The organism is Candidatus Marifrigoribacter sp. Uisw_064 (assembly GCF_047730175.1).
Lineage (GTDB): Bacteria > Bacteroidota > Bacteroidia > Flavobacteriales > Flavobacteriaceae > Marifrigoribacter.
The window spans coordinates 1,471,975-1,495,648 of the sequence record NZ_CP159833.1; the positions used below are offsets into that span (position 1 = coordinate 1,471,975).

Sequence of the window (23,674 nt, forward strand, 5' to 3'; positions counted from 1 at the left end):
AGGCTCTTTTAGGTATTCATACTATTTTATTTATTTAATTTTTTACAAATTTTTGGATTTTTATATTTCCATCACTGATGAAACGTAATACATAGTTTCCAGTACTTAAGTTAGAAACATCAATGCTACTACCTACTAGTTTACTGCCTAAAACTTTTCTTCCATTTACATCATAAATCATATAAACAGCATTATCGAATCCAGAGGCAACACTTAAGTTAAGTCTTTCAGTTGTTGGATTTGGGTAAACAATTAAATCATTTACTTCATTGTCATTAAGTCCTAAAATGGTTTCTCCTTCAACAAATTTAATTACTTGGTTAATAGTTACATCATTATAAACATCAACAATTCCTGAAGGCCAGTTAATAGTTAATGAAGTAATTTCAGTATCAGCACCAATTCCAAAATGAGTGTTTAAAGTACTTGAGTTTCTAAATCCTTCACCAATTCTTACATCTCTAATTTGTACACCAGAAGAAGTAACTAATTCTAATCTAGCACCAATACCATTAAGATTACTTCCTCCTAAATCAGGACCAATTCCTCTTGTAGTAATTGTTAACCAGTTATTAGCATTACCATCATTCCAGTTAATTGTTCCGTTATCAAAACTATCTACAAAACCATCATTGTTTAAGTCTCCAAAACTTCCTGATTGAATTTCATTACCAACTGGATTCCCAAAAGTTAAATCTCCATTACCAAAAGAAATATCTCCATTAGAGGCAATGTCAAGATAACCGTCGTTATCAAAATCATAAGTACAACTTTCGATACCAGTTTCAATACTTCCAACGTTTGCACTTACAGTTATGTCTGTAAAAGTATTATCACCGTTGTTTCTCATAAATTTTGAAGACCCTGAACTAGCTCCTACATAAACATCCATATCACCATCGTTATCAAAATCCCCCCAAGCAGAAGACCAAGTTTGCATTGGATCTGCTAAGCCTAGATCTAAAGCATTTTCTGTAAATGTTCCATCTCCGTTGTTTGTGTGCATTTGATTTGTTCTTCTTGCTTCTTCTCCACCACATTTTGCGATAAACATATCTAAATCACCATCATTATCATAATCAATCCAAACAGAACCGTAGTTCCCTCCTGAAGAATAATCACCTAAACCACCTTGATTATAAGTTAAGTTACCACTACCATCATTAATATAATATACATTAGGAGCCACATCATGACATACAAATGCATCTAAATGACCATCGTTGTTTATGTCAACAAAGTTAGATCGTTGAGAGAATACATATTCAGAGCCAGATATTTCTGTAAATCCAGTACCAGAATTATTTGCTCTCATAAATGTAACCCCAGATCCACCTCCATACAATAAATCGGTAAACCCATTACCGTCATAATCAGCAGCTGCCATACTCCATGAAGCAGTATTATCTGCAGCAGTTGTTGGAATATTTACGGTGTTAAATCCACCACCTTCTAGTTGGTAATGTACATTTACATTTGAAGAACTTACTGAAACAATATCATCAAGGTTATCACCGTTCATATCTACCACAGCTCTTTCAGAACCAACAATTGAAATACTTTCGTTGGTGAAAGTGACCTGCGCAGACACTTCATTAATGAAAATGCATAAAACGAGTAATAAAATAATTTTTTTCATAGTTTTTTTTTTAATTGGTTGTTTTTCACTTATAAAACTATACTAAACAAATTAGAAATCCTAATTGGAATAATTTTCTTAGGTAAAAGGATATAAATGAACACTATTCTTAAAAAACAAAAGCCCCTTTAAAAGGAGCTTTTGTAATATGTTTTCTAAAATCTATTTGAAATAGAAATTAATTTTTTATAAATTTTTGGATTCTTACATTTCCATCGTTGATGAAACGTAAGATATAGCTTCCAGTGCTAAGATTAGAAACATCAATACTTTCTGATTCTAACTTACCGTTTAAAACTCTTTTACCATTTACGTCATAAATCATATAAATAGCAGTATCAAAACCTTCAGTAACACTTAAATTAAGTCTTTCTGTAGTTGGGTTTGGATATACAATAAGGTTATTTACATTATTATCACCAACTCCAAGAGCAGGATTTTCTCCTTCAACATAAATTACTTTTTCATTAATTGCAGGATCATAAATTACATCAACTATACCAGATGGCCAGTTAATAGTAATTGTTGAAATTTCATCATCTGTACCTAAACCAATATGTGTGTTAAGCGTACTTGAGTTTCCAAAACCTTCTCCAATACGTACATCTCTAATTTTTAAACCAGAAGCTGTAACAACTTCAATTCTTGCTCCAATTCCATTTAAATTACTTCCCCCTAAATCTGGACCAATTCCTCTTGTTGTGATAGTCATCCAGTTATTAGCGTTACCATTATTCATGTATAAAGTACTTCCACCAGAAACATCTACAAAACCATCATTATTTAAATCTCCAAAACACCCACTTGGGATTGCATTAAAATCTACGGGAGAAAAAGTTAAATCTCCGTTTCCGTAAAGAATGTTTCCGTTAGAAACGATATCCAGATTTCCATCATTGTCCATGTCATAAGTAACATTTTCAATACCTGTTTGACTTACAGTTCCTACACCTGATGTAGCAGTAACATCTGTAAATGTTAAATCTCCATTGTTCATCATCATTTTATGAGATCCTGTACTTGCACCTACAAATACATCCATATCACCATCATTATCAAAATCTGCCCAAGCAGAAGACCATGTTTGCATTGGATCAGCTAAACCTAATTCTAATGCATTTTCTGTAAAAGTACCATCTCCATTATTTGTGAGCATTTGATTCGTTCTTCTTGCTTCTTCTCCACCACATTTAGCGAGAAACATATCCATATCACCATCGTTATCATAATCAATCCAAACTGAACCGTAGTTACCACCTGAAGGATAATCACCTAAACCACCTTGAATATATGATAAATTACCACTACCATCATTAATATAATAAACATTAGGAGCTACATCATGACATACAAATGCATCTAAGTGACCATCATTATTAATGTCAACAAAATTACTTCTTTGAGAGAATACGTATTCAGGACCAGAAATTTCTGTAAATCCAGTACCAGAATTATTTGCTCTCATAAATGTAACACCAGATCCACCTCCATATAATAAATCAGTAAATCCATTACTGTCATAATCTGCAGCTGCCATACTCCATGAAGCAGTATTATCTGCTGCTGTAGTTGGAATGTTAGCAACTATAAAAGTACCATCCTCTTGTTGATAGTTAACGTTAACATTTGATGAAGAAACAGATACAACATCATCTAAATCATCATTGTTCATATCTACTACAGCTCTTGTGCTTCCTACTGTAGAAATGTTTTGTGTTGTGAAGTCTACTTGTGCAGAGACCAAGCTCACACATAAGCAAAACATCATCAGGGAAATAATTCTTTTCATAATATAATTGTTTTAAGTTAGTAAATTAGTTACAAGATATGTCGAGTGAATTTATCCACTCTTCAACTAGTTCAACTGCCTCTTCATGAACTAGTGAACGCCCTAGCAAAGGCATTCTATAATTTTCTTCGATTGTGCTAAATCTATAATAAAGTATTGAGTTATCTAAATTAGACGGTTCTACTATTTTTGTTTTATCAAATATATCGGTATCTGAGTCAACACAAACCCCTAAATTAATATCGTCAGATGTTAAATTAAAGGCAAATCTCATAGGCCTATAATCACAATGACCAAAATCGTAATGACAATGTGCACAGTTAATGTCTGTGTAACCTCTCATTCTTTCATTAAGATCTAATGATGTATCATCCCATTTAGGGACAGTATAAATTGTTTCTGGGAGATTATTCTCTAAATAACCCATTTCAATTAATTTTTGAAGTTGGTTTTTAGTTCCATCCTCATATGGATATTCTGAATTTAAATTTTGAGGTTTAGGACCAATAGGAGTATTATTAACTTCTGATTTATGACAAGTAAAACACTCGCTTTGTGAGGGAATTCTATAATGGACACTTCTTGTAGTACCCTCTAAATCCCACTCTAGATCTGCAAAACCACCTACAAGATCAAAATCAGCTTCAGTTTGATCTTCATTCCAAATATAATTTGCGAAAATCCACCCTTCTTCTTTCTTAATCATTAACCTTGTTTCAATAATATTTTTATTATTATCAGGAAGAACATTTTCGTAATAAAAAGTTTTGATCAATGTTGTTCCTATAGGAAAATCTAGTACTGTATGGTCATTTACATAATTAGCTGAAACATCATCTGGCATCCAAATAAATCGTTGCTTTTTGGCATAATCTGTAAATAACTTGTTAATGAGTCTAAAAGGTAATACACCATAAACAGGATCTTGATTAGACATTAAGCCATCAAAGAAATTGTAATCTGAAAGTTTTGGATAAGGAACTTCGTCAATATTAAATACAACGGGAGAAATTTCTTCAACTTCAATAATTTCAATATACTCATCCTCATAATCATCATCAGACTTACATGAACTGATAAAAGCAATCATTAAAATAAAAACAATAAAATTAAAAAAGTATTTTTTCGCCATACTTTGTGTTAAATTGGTGTTAGAGTTCTCTATATAACAGTTAATTCGGTAAAAACCCTACTCTTTTTCTTACAAAAGAAATCAAAAATAGCAAAAAATAGCAAACATTTGGGATATTAGCCTATTAATTAGAAGTCTATGGTAAATAGTCAAAACAATTAGTCTATCTATAATAAACTATTTGAAACAAGGTATTCTGCGATTTGAACAGCGTTTGTAGCGGCCCCTTTTCTTAAGTTATCACTTACAATCCACATGTTTAAAGTATTCTCTTGGGTTTCATCCCTTCTTAATCGACCTACGAATACATCATCTTTTTCATGAGCATATATAGGCATTGGATAAGTGTTTGTGTCAGTATTATCTTGAACTGTGATTCCTGCTACATTGTGAAGTATCGTTCTAACTTCACTTAATTCGAAATCATTTACAAATTCTACATTTACAGATTCACTATGACCGTAAGAAGTAGGTATTCTAACAGCAGTTGCTGTCACAGAAAATGTTCTGTCATCAAGAATCTTTTGAGGTTCTCTAGCCAATTTCATTTCTTCTTTTGTATATCCATTAGCTTCAAAGTCATCGCAATGAGGAAGTGCATTTTTATGAATAGGATAGGGATATGCCATTTCATCTTTTATCCCTTTCATTTCATTTTCTAATTGATTTACTGCCTTTACACCTGTTCCTGAAACGGATTGATAAGTAGAAACCACCACTCGTTTCATTCTATATTTTTTATGAAGTGGAGCTAATGCCATGACCAATTGTATCGTAGAACAATTTGGGTTTGCAATAATTTTATCTTCTGAAGTTAAAACATGCGCATTAATTTCGGGGACAATAAGCTTTTTTGAAGGATCCATCCTCCAGGCGGAAGAATTATCGATTACAGTCGTTCCAACTTCAGCAAATTTTGGAGCCCATTCTAATGAAGTATTCCCTCCCGCTGAAAAAATTGCTAATTGAGGTTGCGCTTTAATAGCATCTTCTATACTAATGAGCCTATGTTCGGCACCATTAAATAAGATTTTCTTCCCAATTGATTTTTGAGAAGCAACTAAAAGTAGTTCTGAAATAGGGAAATTTCTTTCTTTAAGAATTTTAAGCATCACTCCTCCTACCATTCCTGTTGCGCCTACAACTGCAATTTTCATGTGTTTATATTTATTGTTTTTTAATTGTCACATGCTGTTCGCTATTAATCATTCCCTTGGGGGATAATTTTTTTAGCATGCTCGTTTCATAAAAGATAATTTTTGTCAAAAATACGAGATAGCCTCCAAATAATAACACATATTATTAAAATAATATGTTAATCAATTGCCATATAAGGCAAAACATCCTCTAGCGGAATCGTTAGTTCAATAGGTCCAGAAACATAACTAGCAATTTCATATTGATTGTATAAAATGATAACTTCTTCTTCATAAAATCCAATAGTTTCGGGTAAATGAAAAGTGTCGTTTTCAAACCAGAACCCTGAGGAGTTAATTGATTCATTTGAAGAAATACTGTATTCTTTTCTGAATAATATTTCTACAAAATCACGAAATTCCTTTTCATTTTTAAAAATCTCTTTTGTTGAAAGTTGTTCCCCATTTGTTGTATTACAATTTAAAAAAGTAATAGAACCATAACCATGGGCTCCTCCTGTAAAGATATATTGTTGAAGTTCGAAACTTAATAATGAATTAGTCGAGTAGGTTTGACATACCGAAATTTCAGCGAAGTATTCAGAAATTAGATCAGGAAATTCAGCTTTATCTTTTTCATAATTCAGTAGAAAATTATTAGCTGCTTCTACAATAGTTTCACTTTGAGGATTGATAGAATCTTCTAATTCTAATGAATTTATAATGAAGCTATGTATGGAGGAATTTATTTTTTTTGAAATAGGCTTATTCCCTTTTAAAATTATATAATCAACTGAAACCTCAGGACAAGTTTCGGCTTTACAATTACCATTAAATACTTCAGTAATAGTTTCAGAAGTAAAAACATGGGTATCTTTATTACAACTTATAAAAAAAGTCATAACTAAAATAAACATGGAAAGTTTTGTATTCATAAGTTAAAAGTACAACGATTAATACCCTTTAAGAATTGTTTTCAAAATTAATTATTTTTATTAAAATAAATATGAATCCTAATGGAATTATAAAATTGATCAAATTCACAATTGAAACTATTAAGTTTTTTTTTAAATACTTAGAAAATGAAATTTAATACAAAAACTATACATGGAGGTCAGGAACATGATAAGGCATATGGAGCTGTAATGCCTCCAATTTATCAAACCACTACGTGTGCACAATCAACTCCTGGAGGCCATAAAGGTTTTCAATATTCAAGGACAAATAATCCTACCAGATCGGCACTAGAAAATCATTTGCTAGCTTAGAGAATGGAAATTATGGTTTGACTTTTGGTAGTGGATTGGCTGCAATAGACGCGGTAATGAAATTATTAAAACATGGTGATGAGGTAGTGTCTACCAATGATTTATATGGAGGTACGTACCGTTTGTTCACTAAAATCTATGAAAGCTTTGGGGTAAAGTTTCATTTTATAGGAATGGAAAATGCTTCTAAGATTGAGGAATATGTAAACGAAAACACAAAGCTTATTTGGATTGAAACACCAACGAATCCAATGTTAAATATTATTGATATTAAATCTGCAGCTGAAATTGCTAAAAAGCATGAGATACTATTAGCTGTGGATAATACTTTTGCAACACCTTACTTACAAAGACCCTTAGATCTAGGAGCTGATATTGTAATGCATAGTGCTACAAAATATCTTGGAGGTCACAGTGATGTTGTTATGGGAGCCCTTGTGGTTAAAGAAAAAGAGCTAGCAGATCAATTATATTTTATTCAAAATGCAAGCGGTGGTATATGTGGACCACAAGATAGTTTTTTAATGCTTAGAGGTATTAAAACCTTACATGTTCGTATGCAAAGGCATTGTGAAAATGGTAAAGCAGTTGCAAACTATTTAGTACATCATCCAAAAATTGAAAAGGTATACTGGCCTGGATTTGAAAGTCATCCAAATCATGAAATAGCAAAAGATCAAATGGATGATTTTGGTGGAATGATTTCTTTTGTAACTAAAGGGAATGATTATAATAAAGCTATTAAAATAGTAGAGAATTTAAAAATATTTACACTAGCTGAAAGTTTAGGAGGTGTTGAAAGTCTTTCAGGACATCCAGCAAGTATGACACATGCAAGTATTCCAAAAGAAGAAAGAGAAAAAACGGGTGTGGTAGATTCTTTAATTAGATTAAGTGTGGGTATTGAAGATGAAGAAGATTTAATCGAAGATTTAAGACAAGCTATAGGATAGTTCTTGTAAAATAAAATAGCGATGAATAAAAAAGCCGTCTTAAAAAGACGGCTTTTTTATTTTATATACAGGCTTGATTTAATCTATGTAATAGATATACCCAAAATTTAACCAATAAATCCATTCATTTGCTTTGTTCTCAGGAACTGCTACGCCATCATTATTGTCGATAGAAGGGTTTAAACCATCTACCCAATCAGAAAAATAATACTGCCATCTACCGTCCAACATTAAATCACTCATTGGAGTTAATTTGTATCGAATACCTACACTAGCAACAACAGACCATGTGTTATCAGCTTCTTGTTGAAAAGCTCCAAGATATTTATCTGGAGTTGAAACAGGGGTGTTTAAAGGACCTAAGTCTGAATAAATTTCTGGATCAAAATTAACCCAATGAACTCCTAAACTTATAAAAGGGGCTATTTTGTGTGTTGCAGAACCAGATTGAAAATTACGAATACTAAAAGGGTAGTATTCAATTTGAGAGCCTATATCAAAAACAGCGGTAGAACCTTTCATAGCTCTTAATTTATCCGCAAATAAACTGGTTTCACTAGGGTCTACCCATCTTCCAAAGTGACCTAGATTTGTTTTGTGGTAATCTATTTCATTTCTTACTTTGAAATGATCGTTGAAATATTTATCGCGCGTATAACAGTTACAGTCTGCTCTGTAAGCAAAATTCATAAAATGTATTAGACCGATTCCAAAACCAACGTTTCCTGCATTGGTTTCAAAATTACTTCGTTGGCCAAAATCTGAGTAAAAAACGACGGGACCTGTTATGATTCCTACTTCATGAGAAAAGCCGAACTGACTGTGGGCTTCTTGTTTTGAAAAGAAAATAAATAGTAACACCAATAACAATATTCTGGCATTCATATTAGTATAGGTTTAGTTTGAGACGTAACAAATATATAAAAACATATTTAACAGTGAAATATATTAGAGATATTTAGCATATTTAAAAAAAAATAGAAACACATTTTTTATATTTGCACCTTGATTAACGATAACATTTCTATTAAATTTTTACCTATGAAAGAAAGTATAACAGATTTCATTTCTAAAGTTGAAAAAATGAATCCTAATGAGCCTGAATTTATTCAAGCCGTTACAGAAGTAGCAGAAACCGTAATTCCTTTTATCGAGGAAAACGAAATGTATCAAAACAAAAAGCTGCTTGAGCGCATGGTAGAGCCAGAGCGTACAATTATGTTTAGAGTTGCTTGGACAGATGATCAAGGAGAAATACATGTTAATAAAGGATACCGTGTTGAATTTAATTCAGCAATTGGGCCCTATAAAGGTGGCTTAAGATTTCATCCTTCTGTTAACTTAAGTATTTTAAAGTTTCTTGGTTTTGAGCAAGTATTTAAAAATAGTCTTACAACACTTCCTATGGGTGGTGGAAAAGGGGGATCAGATTTTAACCCGAAAGGAAAGACTGATTCTGAAGTAATGCGTTTTTGTCAAAGCTTTATGACAGAATTATCTAGACATATAGGGCCAAATACAGATGTTCCAGCTGGAGATATAGGTGTTGGTGGACGTGAAATTGGTTATATGTTTGGTCAATACAAACGTTTAAGAAATGAATTCACTGGAGTACTTACAGGAAAAGGTCTTTCTTTTGGAGGATCATTAATACGTCCTGAAGCGACAGGATATGGAACGGTATATTTTGCGAAAGATATGCTAGAAACTCAAGGTGAAAGTTTTGATGGAAAAACTGTGGTTGTTTCTGGTTCTGGAAACGTAGCACAATTTGCAGTTGAGAAAGTAATTGAATTTGGAGGAAAAGTTGTTACTATGTCAGATTCTTCTGGTTATATATATGATGAAGAAGGAATTAATAAGGAAAAATTAGATTTTATAATGAATCTTAAAAATGTGAAGCGAGGTAGGGTTAGTGAATATGTAACTAAATACCCTTCTGCAAAATTCTTTGAAGGTCAAAGACCTTGGGGAATTAATTGCGATATAGCTTTACCTTGTGCTACACAAAATGAACTTAATGAAGATGAAGCTAAAACATTAGCAAGTAATGACTGTATGTGTATTGCTGAAGGAGCTAATATGCCTTGTACACCAGATGCAATTGCTGTATTCCATGAAAATAAAATGTTATTTTCTCCTGGTAAAGCCTCTAATGCTGGAGGTGTTGCAACTTCAGGGCTTGAAATGTCACAAAATTCATTGCGTTTAAGTTGGACTTCACAAGAGGTGGATGAAAAATTACAAACTATTATGCATGATATCCATACTGCATGTGTGAAATATGGTAAAGATGGTGATGGCTATGTGGATTATGTAAGAGGTGCAAATGTTGCTGGTTTTGTAAAAATTGCAGATGCTATGCTGGCACAAGGAGTGGTATAACATCTATTAAAAATAGTTATTAAAAATAGGTTGTCTTCTTTAAAGACAACCTATTTCATTTTTTATCCTGCAATAAATAGTATTTTAGCGTGTTATATTATTTGAAAATAATTATTTTTTATGAAGCAACTAGGTACCCTTTTCATTTTATTACTTTCTCAATTTATAGTTGCGCAAAATTTTGAAACTACGTGGACAGGTTATTTTTCATATGTATCTGTAAAAAGTATTTCACAAGGCAATGATAAAATTTATGTAGCGTCTGAAAACGCTGTGTTTACTTATGACTTATCTACCCAAGAGTTAAGTACAATTTCTGCAATTAATGGTCTTTCGGGAGAAGCAATTTCTACTATTCATTATAGTGATGATACTGGTTTGTTAATCATTGGGTATGAAAATGGATTGATTGAAATTGTAATAGATGGAGAAGAAGAAGTTTTGCAAGTTGTAGATATTCTTGATAAACAAACGATTCCACCAAATCAAAAACGTATTAACCATTTTAATGAATATCAAGGGAGAATATATATAGCTACAAAGTTTGGGATATCCGTTTATGATCTAGAAAATTTAGAGTTTGGTGACACCTATTTTATTGGAAATTTAGGGGCGCAAATTAATATTTCTCAAACAACAGTTTTTGGAGATTATATTTATGCAGCTACTACTGAAAATGGAATACGTGGAGCTTTAGTTAATGATGATAATATAATAGATTATCAGGCTTGGAATTTATATGAATCAGGTAGTTTTAATGGAATTCAAATATTAGGTTCAGAATTATATGTAGCAAGAAACGACAATAAAGTTTTTGAGTTTATACCAGGATCAGGAATAAATCAAGTGCTTAGTTTTAGCACTTCTATTGTAGATTTTATTGTAAAAAATGACCTATTAACTATTACAACTCCAAATGCTATACAAGCATATTCTGATGGGTTTACTTTAGAAGCTTTAGTTACTTCGGTTCCAGATATAGACTACACATTACAAGCAGGTATTTCATATAATAATAATTTTTATATGGGAACTACCGAACATGGAGTATTAGCTGTTCCATTTGGATCTCAACAATCAACTCAACTCTTGCCTGATGGTCCCATAAATAATCATCCTTTTTCAATTGATGCTTCCCCAGGTCAATTATGGGTAAATTTTGGTGATGTAACTGTATTTTTTAATCCTTATCCCTTAACAAGAATAGGAATTAGTCATTTAAAAGATGACGAGTGGTCAAATTATTCATATGATGATATAAAAGAATCATTAGGGGTAGATGATGTAAATGATTTAGTGTACACAACGATTAACCCTGAAAATCCAAATGAAGTCTATATGTCTTCTTTTCAGAAAGGATTGATGAAAATAGTTGATAATGAACCAAGTATTTTATTTGATGAAACAAATAGTCCTTTAATAGTGCCATTTGATAATGATGCATTAGGACTTCGAATTTTTGGTTCAGATTTTGACAAAGACGGAAATTTATGGTTCGTTCAATCTAGGTCTGAAGAAGGACTTGTAAAATTGACTCCCAATGGTCAATTTCAAATGTTTGATACTTCAAGTATTATTGTGCCACAAGATTTAAGCGAAGTAAAAGTAAGTAGAGAAGGCACTGTTTTTTTTGGAGCTTTAGAAGAAGGTTTGGTTGGTTATAACCCTACAAGCAATCTATTTAATGTAATTTCTAGCGGAGTTGGGAATGGAAATTTACCCACAAAAAATGTGAGGGCTTTAGCATTTGATAATCAAAATAGGCTTTGGATTGGTACCTTAAGTGGATTGCGTGTTTTGTTTAATGTTGGAGGGTTTTTTAATGAAGGGAATGAAATAGAATCACAAGCAATTATTATATTAGAAAACGGAGTAGCTCAAGAATTATTATTTCAACAATCTGTTACAGATATTGAGGTAGATGGCTCAAATAATAAATGGGTAGCAACAGCCACCTCTGGAGTGTTTTATTTATCGTCAAACGGTCAAGAAACAATCCATAGATTTACAACAGAAAATTCACCATTGCCCTCAGATAATGTTCAGGACATTGCGATCGATGATCTTTCGGGGGTTGTATATTTTGCAACTGCAGATGGTTTGGTTGCTTTTAATGGAACCTCAACGGCTCCTAGAGAAGATTTAGAAGAAGTATATTCTTTTCCTAATCCCGTAAGACCAGGTTTTGATGGAAATGTAACTATAGATGGATTAACTGCGAATGCAAATGTAAAAATAACCGATATTACTGGAAGCCTTGTTTTTGAAACTACCTCTGAAGGAGGTAGTGTATTATGGGACACAACAGCTTTTGGAAAATATAAAGTAGCCTCTGGAGTGTATTTAATTTTAGTAACAACTAGTGATGCATTAGAAACCAAAGTAGCTAAATTAATGATCATTCGCTGATGGTTGTCTCTACCAAAGCCATTGTAATCTCATCATTAAAATATGCAGAATCCGATTTAATAGTCACTTGCTATACAGAAGTTTCAGGCTTAAAAACATATTTATTAAAAAGAATATTATCTTCAAAAAGAGGTAAGCTCAGAACCTCTCATTTTCAACCATTAACTCAATTAGAAATAGTCGCTTTTCATAAAGATAAAGGTACTCTTGAGCAAATTCGAGAAGCAAAAGTTATTATACCATATCAAACCTTACATACAAACATTTTAAAAGGCACTTTAGTTCTTTTTATCTCTGAAGTCTTGAAAAATGCAATTCATGAAGAATCTAACGATGTTTCACTTTATAAATATTTAACAGATTCTTTAAATTGGTTAGATGTAAATGATGAAATTGCTAATTTTCATATTCTGTTTTTATTGAATTTATCTTCTCATTTAGGCTTCTTTCCTGATCATTCTACAGTTGAACATTCTTATTTTAATTTATTAGAAGGAAATTTTCAAAACAAGGAAACAAATAAATACTGTAAACAAGGAACATTAATAGAATATTTTAAACTGTTTTTCGGCATAAATTTTGATATCATGTCACAGATAAAAATGCATAAAAAAGAACGATTAGAGCTCTTAAATTTGCTTTTAGAGTATTATCAATTACATTTGCACGGCTTTAAAAAACCAAAGTCAGTTTTAATATTAAATCAATTATTTCGTTAAGAATGAGATTACTTTTATTCCTATTTTTAGTAAATTTTTTTTCAGTACAATCCCAGAATATTCAAGTTGTTGAAGAAGATAATCGCTTTCCAATTGCAGGAGTAGCTGTTTATAATTCTAGTAAAGATAAAAGTGGAATCACAGATTTTGATGGTTATGTAGAGATTTCAAAATTTTATGAAGATGAAGAAATTACATTTCAGCATATTTCTTACACCACTGTGTCAATAACTAAAAGCGAAATTCTTCCAAACGGAAATATAGTAGTACTGGGAAGCAATGCAAATGCATTGGATGAAATTGTACTTTCAGTTGCAAAATTTGCTCAAAGCAAAAAAGATATTCCTCAAAAAATAAATAGTATTACAAGTGATGATATTTCGTTTAGAAATCCACAAACTTCTGCAGATTTATTAAAAAGCAGTGGGAGTGTGTTTATCCAAAAAAGTCAATTAGGAGGAGGAAGCCCTTTAATTAGAGGTTTCTCAACAAATAGACTTCTTATAGCTGTAGATGGTGTGCGTTTTAATACCGCCATTTTTAGAGGTGGAAATGTTCAAAATGTAATATCTATAGATCCATTTGCTATTGAAAGAACCGAAGTAGTATTAGGTCCTGGATCGGTTGTATATGGTAGTGACGCCATGGGAGGCGTAATGAATTTTTATACTAAAAAACCAAAATTTTCATTTGTAGATGGTATTTCTTTTTCAGGGAATGCAACAGCAAGATATTCTTCAGCAAGTAATGAAAAAACTGGACATCTTGATTTCAATATTGGTCTTAAAGAATGGTCATTTTTAACGAGTGCATCCTATACGGATTTTGATGACCTAAGAATGGGTTCCAATGGACCCGATGATTTTTTAAGGTATGACTATCAAACTACCCTAAATGGAGAAGATATTACGGTAGTAAACCCTAAGCCAAAAGAACAAGTTAATACTGGTTACGATCAAATTAATTTGATGCAAAAAATACGTTATATGCATTCAGATTCATGGGATTTTAATTTAGGTTTATTTTATACAGCTACAAGTAGGTATCCACGTTATGATCGATTAACGCGTAAAAAAGATGAAGAATTTAGGGCAGCAGTTTGGGATTATAGCCCACAAGAATGGATCAATGGAAATTTACAGATTTCAAATGTAGGCACTTCATTTTATGATAAAAGTATTTTTACATTATCCTATCAAAAATTTACTGAAGGTAGAATAGATAGAGATTATGGTGAAATAGAAGAATTCGAAACTAAAGAGGTGGTTGATGCTTATACTGCAGCCTTAGACTTCACTAAAAAATTAGGAAAAACAAAACTTTTTTATGGAGTTGAATATGTAAATAACCTAGTAAATTCTGAAGGAAAACAAACCGATATTACCACTGGAGAAGTTCAAGAAACTGCTTCAAGATATCCAGATGGTTCTACATGGCAATCGATTGCGGCTTATGGATCATTGCAATGGAAATTTTCTGAAAAAGCATCTTTACTATCAGGATTAAGATACAATCATATTTTAGTTGATGCCGAATTTGATTCTCCTTTTTATGATTTTCCTTTTTCTAAAGCAAATATAGATACTGGCGCATTAACTGGAAGTATTGGAATAACATGGCAACCTAGTAAAATTTTAGGATGGAAAACAAATTTTTCAACTGCATTTAGAGCACCAAATATAGACGATGTTGGAAAAATATTCGATAGTGAACCAGGATCTGTTGTAGTGCCAAATCCAGATTTAGAAGCCGAATACGCTTACAATTATGAAATAGGAGCTACCCTTAATTTTGACGATGTTGTTGAATTAGATATAACAGCTTATTATACCTATTTGAAAGACGCTTTGGTAAGAAGAGATTTCAATATAAATGGTGAAACTGAAATTGAATATCAAGGTGAGCTAAGTAATGTACAGGCAATTCAAAACGCAAGTGAAGCTACAATTTATGGCTTTGAAGCTGGATTAAAAGTTAATTTTTCTGATCATTTAAACTTAACTTCAAGTTATAGTATTACGGATGGTTCTCAAAACGAAGAAGATGGAACCACCTCTCCAATACGTCATGCTGCCCCTCAATTTGGTAATTCTCATTTAATTTGGAAAGGTAAAAAGTTGAAACTCGATGCTTTTGCAGAATATAGTGGAGGATTTAATAATGAAGAATTAGCAATAAGTCAACAAAATTCGCCTCATTTGTATGCGCTGGATACTAATGGAAATCCTTACTCACCCTCATGGTATACGCTAAATTTAGGAGCAGAATATAAGTTTACTAAAGCCATTCGAGCGAATGTAACTTTAGAGAATTTAACGGATCAACGTTATAGAACTTATTCATCAGGTATTGCAGCAGCAGGAAGAAACTTCATTGTTGCCTTGAGTTATAGTTTTTAATAAACATTTTTTATTTTCTTAAAAAAGAATAAAACGAAAATAATTTTTTTATCCTATTGTCATTTAATTTAACACACTAATAATCAGGAATTAGCATTTTTTTTGAAAAAAAAACTGTTTCTTATGTGTTTCCACTTTTTTTGAAAAACGTATATTATGACCATGAAAACGAACAATTATATTCCATCATCAGGTCTTAAAGGTTTAAAAGAAAATTGGCGTAGTGACCTTTCTGCTGCATTAAGTGTATCACTTGTTGCTTTACCATTAGCTTTAGGAATAGCTGTGGCATCAGAAGTAAGCCCTATGGCTGGAGTACTTTCTGCAATTATAGGAGGAGTTGTTACCACATTTTTTCGAGGGGGACATTTAGCGATTAATGGCCCAGCTGCGGGTTTAATAGCCGTAATTTTAGGAGGGCTTATTGCATTAGATGGTAATATTAATTATGTATTGGCTGCTATAGTTATATCTGGAGCTATTCAAACTCTTTTAGGGGTTCTTAAAATGGGGAGGTTTGCTAAATTATTACCTTCCTCTGTATTGCATGGTATTTTGGCGGCAATTGGAGTCATTATTTTTTCAAAACAAATTCACTATGCATTAGGAACTACTTCCTCAGCAAAAACAACAATAGGAACACTTGTAGATGTTATTTATAAAATCCCTGAGATAAACCCTTTTGTATTTATAGTTGCTTTGTCAGGAATTTTTGTACTTATATTTTATAAAAAAATTAACCAGAAGTTTATTAGAGTTATTCCAGCCCCTATGTGGGTTCTTTTATTGTCATTACCATTCGTTTTTGGTTTTGATTTCTTTAATGAACATTCAATTTCTTTTTTAGGTAATAGCTATGGTGTTGGTCCAGAATTACTTATTGATATTCCAGACAATCCTTTAGATAGTATAATGCATCCAGATTTTGGAATGATTGGAACTATGCCCTTTTGGCTTACAGTTTTATCGATTACAATGATTGCTTCTGTGGAAACGTTAGCAAGTGCTAGAGCTGTTGATAAATTAGACCCTTTTAAACGTACAACAAACCTAAACAAAGATTTAGTTGGTGTTGGACTCAGTACAATGGTTTCTGGAGCCTTAGGTGGTCTCCCAATTATTACTGTAATTGTTCGAAGTACAGTGAATGTTAATAGCAATGCAAAGACAAAATGGTCTAATTTTTATCACGGAATATTTTTAATTCTTTTTGTTCTCATATTGGCCCCAATTTTAAGAAGTGTTCCATTAGCAGCATTGGCAGCAATATTAGTACATACGGGATTTAAATTAGCGTCTCCAAAAGTTTTTAAACATGCATATGATCAAGGCGTAGAACAATTATTGTTTTTGTCATCTACCCTTATAATTACCCTTTTTACAGATTTACTTTACGGAATATTTGGTGGAATTTTAGTTACTCTTCTTTTGCATATGCTTTTGGCAAGAGTTGGATTTTTTGAATTCTTTAAAATGATATATAGGTCTGGATCAAAAGTATATCACCTAGAAAACGGAACCTATGATGTTAAATTAAAAGGGATAGCAAATTTTTTATATGCTTTAAGATTAGATAAATTACTTAAGGATATTCCTAGGGGGTCTAATGTTCAGATAGACCTTTCAAAGACTCGTTTAGTGGATCTTTCAATAATGGAAAACATTATAGAATTCAAAAGAATACATGACAATGATGGTGGAGAAGTAAGACTCATTGGTTTAGAGAACCATGTTTCATCAACAAGTCATAATAGGGCACTGAAAATTGTTACAGGAAGAGTGAAAAAACGAATTTCACAACGCCAAATCCGTTTGCAAAAATTAGCCAATACAAATAGATGGTCTTTTCAACGTGAGGTTGATTGGAATACTTCGTATTTAAGAAATTTTCATTTTTTCGAATCTCGCCCAATAGAAATGAAAAGCAATTCATTAAAGGGACTAGATGCTGAAAACAATGCCCACTGGGAGATTGCAGATATTGTATTTGATGAAGGAGCTTTACTTGCGCTAGAAGTGTACCAAACTACAGTTCAAATAATTCGTTTGCCTTGCCCTATTCCTAAATTTATAATAGACAAAGAAGGTCTCTTTGATAAAATTTTTAGCAGAGTAAAAGTTTTTTCTGGAGCAAATCGGGATATAAACTTTAAAAACAATTCAAGTTTTTCAGGAAAATTTCTTTTAAGTGGTGAAGATGAAGAAGCGATACGTTCGTTTTTTACGGAAGACCTTATTCGTTTTTTAGAAGACAATGAAATACACCATATAGAAAGTAATGGTGAGGCTTTAATGATTTTTAAATACCTTCATATTGCTCGTACAGACGAAGTGCAAAACATGTTAACATTTGGGCTTAATCTATTGAAACATATGAATTTTTCGACACCTAAATCTGAATAAATAATTCATAATAAAATCTTAACAACGCTATTTGTTTTAACATGTTTTCTTAATTTGCAAGCCTATGAAATTATACCCAATTGAAGCTGGAAATTTCAAATTAGATGGAGGTGGAATGTTTGGTGTTGTACCAAAATCTCTTTGGTCTAGAACCAATCCTGCTGATACTAATAATATGATCGATATTGCTGCAAGATGTCTTCTCATTGAAAATGGAAACAGGCTTACACTTATTGATACAGGAATGGGAAATAAACAAAGCGAAAAGTTTTTTGGATATTATTACCGTTGGGGTAATGAAAACCTAGATGATTCTTTAAAAAAACATGGTTTTCAAAAAGATGATATTACAGATGTGTTTTTAACTCACCTCCATTTTGACCATTGCGGAGGAAGTATTCAACATAATAAAGACAGAACAGGATACGAACCAGCTTTTAAAAATGCTACTTTTTGGAGTAATCAAAAACATTGGGAATGGGCAACCAATCCTAACAAAAGAGAAAAAGCCTCTTTTTTGAAAGAAAATATTCTACCAATGGAAGAATCTGGACAACTTAAGTTTGTTGAAAATCCAATTTCAGATTTTTCAGAAGCAAAAGAGCTTGATTTTGGAATATTTTTCGCAAACGGTCATACAGAAAAACAAATGCTTCCTCATATAAATTACAAAGGGAAAACTATAGTGTTTATGGCAGATTTGCTGCCCACAGCAGGCCATTTGCCACTTCCATTTGTTATGGGATATGATACACGTCCATTACTTACGTTACCTGAAAAAGAAAAATTACTAAATAGTGCTGCCGAAAATAATTATTATTTATTTTTGGAGCATGATGCTCATAATCAAATAATAACAGTAAAACAAACAGACAAAGGCATCCGTCTTAACGAAAGTTTTACATTTAATGAAATCTTTAACTAAATTACCTATGAAAATTTTTAAACCATTTTTAATTGTGACTGCTGCAGCGATTGTATTAACAAGTTGTGGAGGTAGTGTTGCACCTATATTATCAACACCTATTAGCAATATTGATACTTTACCTTTAAAAGTTACACCAACTGAAGGTGATGCACTTAAAGCTTGGGGAGCTGCAGATTTAGTGACAGACACTATTCCTGGAATGAGTGTAGATAAAGCTTATAATGAAATATTGAATACTAGAAAAGGAACTAATGTAATAGTTGCTGTTATTGATAGTGGAATAGATATAGAACATGAAGATCTTAAAAACGTAATTTGGGTTAATAAAAATGAAATTCCAAATAATGGTAAGGATGATGATAAAAATGGATATGTTGATGATATTCATGGATGGAATTTCTTAGGAGATATTGTAGCTGAAAATTTAGAATATACTAGATTAATTAAAAAATTAGACCCTAAATTTAAAGGTAAACCTGAATCATCTATTAGCGCTGCAGATCGTGAAGATTATGCAATGTATAAAAAAGCCTTAGCTGAATATGAAAAAGAAGTACAAGATGCAACTGCAAATAAAACTCGTTATGAAGGCATTCTTTCTCAAGTAAAGCCAGCTCACGAAGCAATGACTAAGAAATTTGGAAAGGAAGATTATACAGTAAAAGATTTATCGGGTATTAAAAACCCTACTGAAGGAGAACAAGCACAAATTGGTGTATTGGGCCAAATGCTTGGATTTTCTGATTCTGTGCCAGATGCAATTGAACAATTAACAGGAGGTGTAGAATATTTCGGAGGTAGATTAGAAAGTCACTTTAATTTAGATAAAAATTACAGAGCTGTATTAGGAGATAATCCAGATGACATCACGGATACTAATTATGGAAATAATGATGTAGACGGTCCAGATCCTGAAAAAGAGGATGCTATGCACGGAACACATGTTGCAGGTATTATTGCTGCACAACGCAATAATAATATAGGGATGAATGGTGTTGCAAGTAACGTTGAGATTATGGTAATTCGTGCTGTACCAGATGGAGATGAATATGATAAAGACATTGCATTAGCAATAAGATATGCTGTAGATAATGGGGCTAAAGTAATTAATTCAAGTTTTGGAAAATATTACTCGCCAAATCCAGAATGGGTTTGGGATGCAATAAAGTATGCTTCAGATAATGATGTGTTAATTGTAAATGCAGCAGGAAATGAAGGGATTAATTTAGATACGGTACAAGTATATCCTAATGACCAAGAAGGTACAGGAGCTGAAATTGGAGATACTTTTATTACTATTGGAGCTTTAAACTACAAATATGGAAGTGAAATGGTTGCTAGTTTTTCTAATTATGGTATCAGTAATGTAGATGCATTTGCACCGGGTGTTAAAATATGGTCAACAATCCCATTAGACAAGTATCGTTATTTACAAGGAACATCAATGGCTTCACCAGGAGTAGCTGGAGTAGCTGCTGTAATACGTTCTTATTATCCAAAACTTTCAGCTAAACAAGTTAAGCAAATACTTATGGTTAGTGGATTGACATCTAATTCACCTGTAATATTAGGTGGAGATGAATCTAATACAGATAACTTTAAAAACATCTCTAAGTCTGGTAAAATGGTAAATCTTTATAATGCCTTGATTATGGCAAGTAAAATGTAAAACCAATGAAATTAGTTTTAAATATTGTATTGCTATTCTTAGCGACTATAACTTCTTTTGCTCAAAATAATACATCGTATTGGCAGCAAAAAGTATCGTATAAAATGGACATTGATTTTGATATTGAAAAACATCAATATCAAGGAAATCAAGAATTAGTTTATACAAATAATTCACCCGATACCCTTAGAAAAGTATACTATCATTTATACTTTAATGCCTTTCAACCTGGAAGCGAGATGGATATTCGTTCAAAGACAATCTCAGATCCAGATGATCGAGTAAAAAATAGAATTTCAAATTTATCCCCTTCAGAAACAGGGTATATAAAAGTAAACTCCTTAACACAGGATAAAAATTCTTTAAAATATAAAGTAGTTGGAACTGTGTTAGAGGTAGCTTTAACTAAAGAACTTTTGCCAGGTGCAAGTACTACTTTTAATATGAATTGGGACGCTCAAGTACCTGTTCAAATTAGAAGGTCTGGACGTTATAATAAAGAAGGTGTAGCTTATTCTATGACACAATGGTTTCCAAAATTAGCTGAATACGATTTTGAAGGATGGCATGCAGACCCTTACATCGCTCGAGAATTTCATGGCGTTTGGGGAGATTTCGATGTAAAAATTTCTATAGATAGAGATTTTATAATTGGAGGGACGGGATATTTACAAAATGCAGATAAAGAAGGGTTAGGAGAAAAAATAAAGAAAAAGAAACGAATCTGGCATTTTAATGCACCCGATGTACATGACTTTACTTGGGCAGCTGATAATGAATACATCCATGATACCCATGAGGGACCTAATGGAGTTACATTAAACTTTTATTATAAAAACAATCCAGATATTATTGATAACTGGAAGCAACTTCAACCAATAACAGCTAAATTATTAGCCTATTTTAATACACATATTGGTAACTATCCTTACAAACAATATTCTGTTATTCAGGGTGGAGATGGAGGTATGGAATATGCTATGTGTACTTTAATAACAGGGAATCGCAAGCTTAATAGTTTAATAGGAGTTACCTCTCATGAATTGGCTCATTCTTGGTTTCAATTTTTGCTAGCAACGAATGAAAGTAAACATGAATGGATGGACGAAGGATTTACATCATTTATTTCAAATAAAGCAATGAATGAAGTGATGAGCCAAAACAAAGAAAATCCATTTACAGGTGCATATCGAGGGTATAATTATATTGCAACTAGTGGAAAAGAACAGCCCCAAAGTACCCATGCAGATAGATATGATAGTAATACCGGTTATGGAATAGGAGCTTATAGTAAAGGAGCTGTTTTTATGGCTCAATTGGGATATATTATTGGTGAAGAAGATAGAGATGAAACTATAAAAAGATATTTTTCTGAGTTCAAGTTTAAACATCCTACACCAAATGATTTCATCCGAGTTGCTGAAAAAGTTTCTGGAGCAGAATTAGATTGGTATTTAATGGATTGGACACAAACAACCAATACAATTGATTATGGGATAGCTAATGTAACTTCTGAAGGAGAAGAAAATACTATCGAACTTCAACGCATCGGTTTAATGCCAATGCCAATAGATTTGATGGTACGCTATGAAGATGGTTCAGAAGAAACATTTTATATTCCTTTACAAATGATGCGAAGTGATAAAGCAAACCCTAACCCTTCAATGAAACGTACTGTGTTAAATGATTGGGCTTGGGCATATCCAACATATAACTTTTCATTTAAGACAAATAAAAAAATAAAGAATGTAGAAATTGATCCATCAAAAATGATGGCTGATATTAATGCTGAGAATAATATTTTTGAAATGAAATAATTTAAAATCGTTATTAAAAATTAATTAAATTACGGGCGAATATCTATTAGATAATTACCCGTAATTTTTTATACCATATTATGAAAGTTGAAGCAGTTAGTAAAAGCCCTACCCACACTTTAATTAAAAAGAATGAAAATCAGATTACCTTGTTAAAAGGCTTAGGGGTTGAAGGAGATGTTCATCAAGGACTTACTGTTAAACACCTCTCTAGGGTTGTAAAAGATCCTACAACGCCAAATATTCGTCAAGTTCATTTAATGCCTTCTGAACTATTTGAAGAGTTAGCCCAAAAAGGAATCAATATAAATCCAGGAGAAATGGGAGAGAATATCACTACATCTGGAATTGATTTAATACACCTTCCTTTACATACTATTTTAAAAATTGGAGCTGAAACAAAGATCCAGATTACGGGCTTACGAAATCCATGCAGCCAATTAAATAAAATTAATGATCAGTTATTAAAAGCTGTGCTAGATAAAGATGAGCATGGAACTATTATTAGAAAGGCAGGAATTATGAGTGTGGTATTAAAAGGAGGTGAAATTAATGTAGGCGATACGATTGAGATTGAGTTTCCTGAAAAACCGCATAAAAATTTAGAACCTGTTTAATAGCTTAAATAACAGTTTTTATTTTTCAGAATCATTACTTTTACGGAAATGAATTTTAAATTTCCTTCTTCAGAAAGACTTAAAAGTAAAAAAGCAATTGAGCTTCTTTTTACAGAAGGTAAGTCTGTAAAATCATATCCTGTTAAAATTTTTTATCTTCCTTCGGAAACTATTGAAAATACCCAAGCTACTTTTGCAGTTCCAAAAAGAAATTTTAAAAGTGCAGTAGATAGAAATCGGATAAAGAGGCAATTAAAAGAAGTGTATCGACTTCATAAACAATTGTTAATTACAAATAAGGAACAAAAGGTTACGTTATTATTTTTATATCTTAGTAAAGATAAATTGCCTTATGCAACTATTGAAAAAGCAATGGTATCAGCACTTAATAAATTATAATATCTATTTCGA

Annotated in this window: 16 protein-coding genes and 1 pseudogene; 11 read left to right on the forward strand and 6 right to left on the reverse strand. The window is 32.1% G+C overall.

Annotation, left to right across the window (positions count from 1 at the left end):
- Positions 1-34: 34 nt before the first annotated feature.
- The 5 genes from ABXT64_RS06660 to ABXT64_RS06680 form a co-directional block, all read right to left on the reverse strand.
- A complete protein-coding gene (locus tag ABXT64_RS06660; RefSeq protein WP_443632155.1) occupies positions 35-1,639 on the reverse strand; it encodes an FG-GAP-like repeat-containing protein in 1,605 nt (534 codons plus the stop codon).
- 178 nt (positions 1,640-1,817) lie between these two features.
- Positions 1,818-3,428, reverse strand: coding sequence for an FG-GAP-like repeat-containing protein (locus ABXT64_RS06665; RefSeq protein WP_443632156.1), 1,611 nt, complete (start codon positions 3,426-3,428; stop codon positions 1,818-1,820).
- A 25-nt stretch (positions 3,429-3,453) separates the two neighbouring features.
- Complete coding sequence (locus ABXT64_RS06670) at positions 3,454-4,560, reverse strand: hypothetical protein (protein WP_443632157.1); 1,107 nt, start codon at positions 4,558-4,560, stop codon at positions 3,454-3,456.
- 167 nt (positions 4,561-4,727) lie between these two features.
- Complete coding sequence (locus ABXT64_RS06675) at positions 4,728-5,717, reverse strand: aspartate-semialdehyde dehydrogenase (RefSeq protein WP_443632158.1); 990 nt, start codon at positions 5,715-5,717, stop codon at positions 4,728-4,730.
- Between the two features lie 158 nt (positions 5,718-5,875).
- A complete protein-coding gene (locus ABXT64_RS06680) occupies positions 5,876-6,631 on the reverse strand; it encodes a PdaC/SigV domain-containing protein (protein WP_443632159.1) in 756 nt (251 codons plus the stop codon).
- Positions 6,632-6,778: 147 nt separating this feature from the next.
- Between ABXT64_RS06680 and ABXT64_RS06685 the strand changes: the two are divergent.
- Positions 6,779-7,917: pseudogene (locus ABXT64_RS06685) on the forward strand (trans-sulfuration enzyme family protein).
- A gap of 78 nt (positions 7,918-7,995) precedes the next feature.
- On the opposite strand, the gene ABXT64_RS06690 reads toward ABXT64_RS06685, so the two are convergent.
- Complete coding sequence (locus ABXT64_RS06690) at positions 7,996-8,802, reverse strand: THC0290_0291 family protein (protein WP_443632160.1); 807 nt, start codon at positions 8,800-8,802, stop codon at positions 7,996-7,998.
- A 156-nt stretch (positions 8,803-8,958) separates the two neighbouring features.
- Here ABXT64_RS06690 and gdhA point away from each other — a divergent pair, with 156 nt between their 5' ends.
- The 10 genes from gdhA to rnpA all read left to right on the forward strand — a co-directional run bounded on the left by gdhA (position 8,959) and on the right by rnpA (position 23,662).
- Complete coding sequence (gene gdhA, locus ABXT64_RS06695) at positions 8,959-10,302, forward strand: NADP-specific glutamate dehydrogenase (RefSeq protein ID WP_443632161.1); 1,344 nt, start codon at positions 8,959-8,961, stop codon at positions 10,300-10,302.
- A gap of 120 nt (positions 10,303-10,422) precedes the next feature.
- Positions 10,423-12,711, forward strand: a complete 2,289-nt coding sequence (gene porZ / locus ABXT64_RS06700; protein ID WP_443632162.1) for a type IX secretion system anionic LPS delivery protein PorZ — start codon at positions 10,423-10,425, stop codon at positions 12,709-12,711.
- On the forward strand, positions 12,711-13,430 hold the full coding sequence (gene recO / locus ABXT64_RS06705) for a DNA repair protein RecO (protein WP_443632163.1): 720 nt from the start codon (positions 12,711-12,713) through the stop codon (positions 13,428-13,430). Before porZ ends, recO begins: the two co-directional genes overlap by 1 nt.
- A gap of 2 nt (positions 13,431-13,432) precedes the next feature.
- Complete coding sequence (locus ABXT64_RS06710; protein WP_443632164.1) at positions 13,433-15,829, forward strand: TonB-dependent receptor; 2,397 nt, start codon at positions 13,433-13,435, stop codon at positions 15,827-15,829.
- A 156-nt stretch (positions 15,830-15,985) separates the two neighbouring features.
- Positions 15,986-18,232: a SulP family inorganic anion transporter gene (locus ABXT64_RS06715; protein ID WP_443632165.1), complete on the forward strand. Its 2,247-nt coding sequence runs from the start codon at positions 15,986-15,988 to the stop codon at positions 18,230-18,232.
- Between the two features lie 64 nt (positions 18,233-18,296).
- A complete protein-coding gene (locus ABXT64_RS06720; protein WP_443632166.1) occupies positions 18,297-19,157 on the forward strand; it encodes an MBL fold metallo-hydrolase in 861 nt (286 codons plus the stop codon).
- Positions 19,158-19,164: 7 nt separating this feature from the next.
- On the forward strand, positions 19,165-20,829 hold the full coding sequence (locus tag ABXT64_RS06725) for a S8 family peptidase (RefSeq protein WP_443632167.1): 1,665 nt from the start codon (positions 19,165-19,167) through the stop codon (positions 20,827-20,829).
- A gap of 5 nt (positions 20,830-20,834) precedes the next feature.
- Positions 20,835-22,646 (forward strand): M1 family metallopeptidase, encoded by a 1,812-nt coding sequence (locus tag ABXT64_RS06730; RefSeq protein WP_443632168.1) that lies wholly within the window; start codon positions 20,835-20,837, stop codon positions 22,644-22,646.
- Positions 22,647-22,726: 80 nt separating this feature from the next.
- Positions 22,727-23,263 carry an MOSC domain-containing protein gene (locus tag ABXT64_RS06735; RefSeq protein ID WP_443632169.1) on the forward strand — a complete coding sequence of 179 codons (537 nt, stop codon included), beginning with the start codon at positions 22,727-22,729 and terminating at the stop codon, positions 23,261-23,263.
- Positions 23,264-23,311: 48 nt separating this feature from the next.
- Positions 23,312-23,662 carry a ribonuclease P protein component gene (gene rnpA, locus ABXT64_RS06740; RefSeq protein ID WP_443632170.1) on the forward strand — a complete coding sequence of 117 codons (351 nt, stop codon included), beginning with the start codon at positions 23,312-23,314 and terminating at the stop codon, positions 23,660-23,662.
- Positions 23,663-23,674 lie beyond the last annotated feature (12 nt).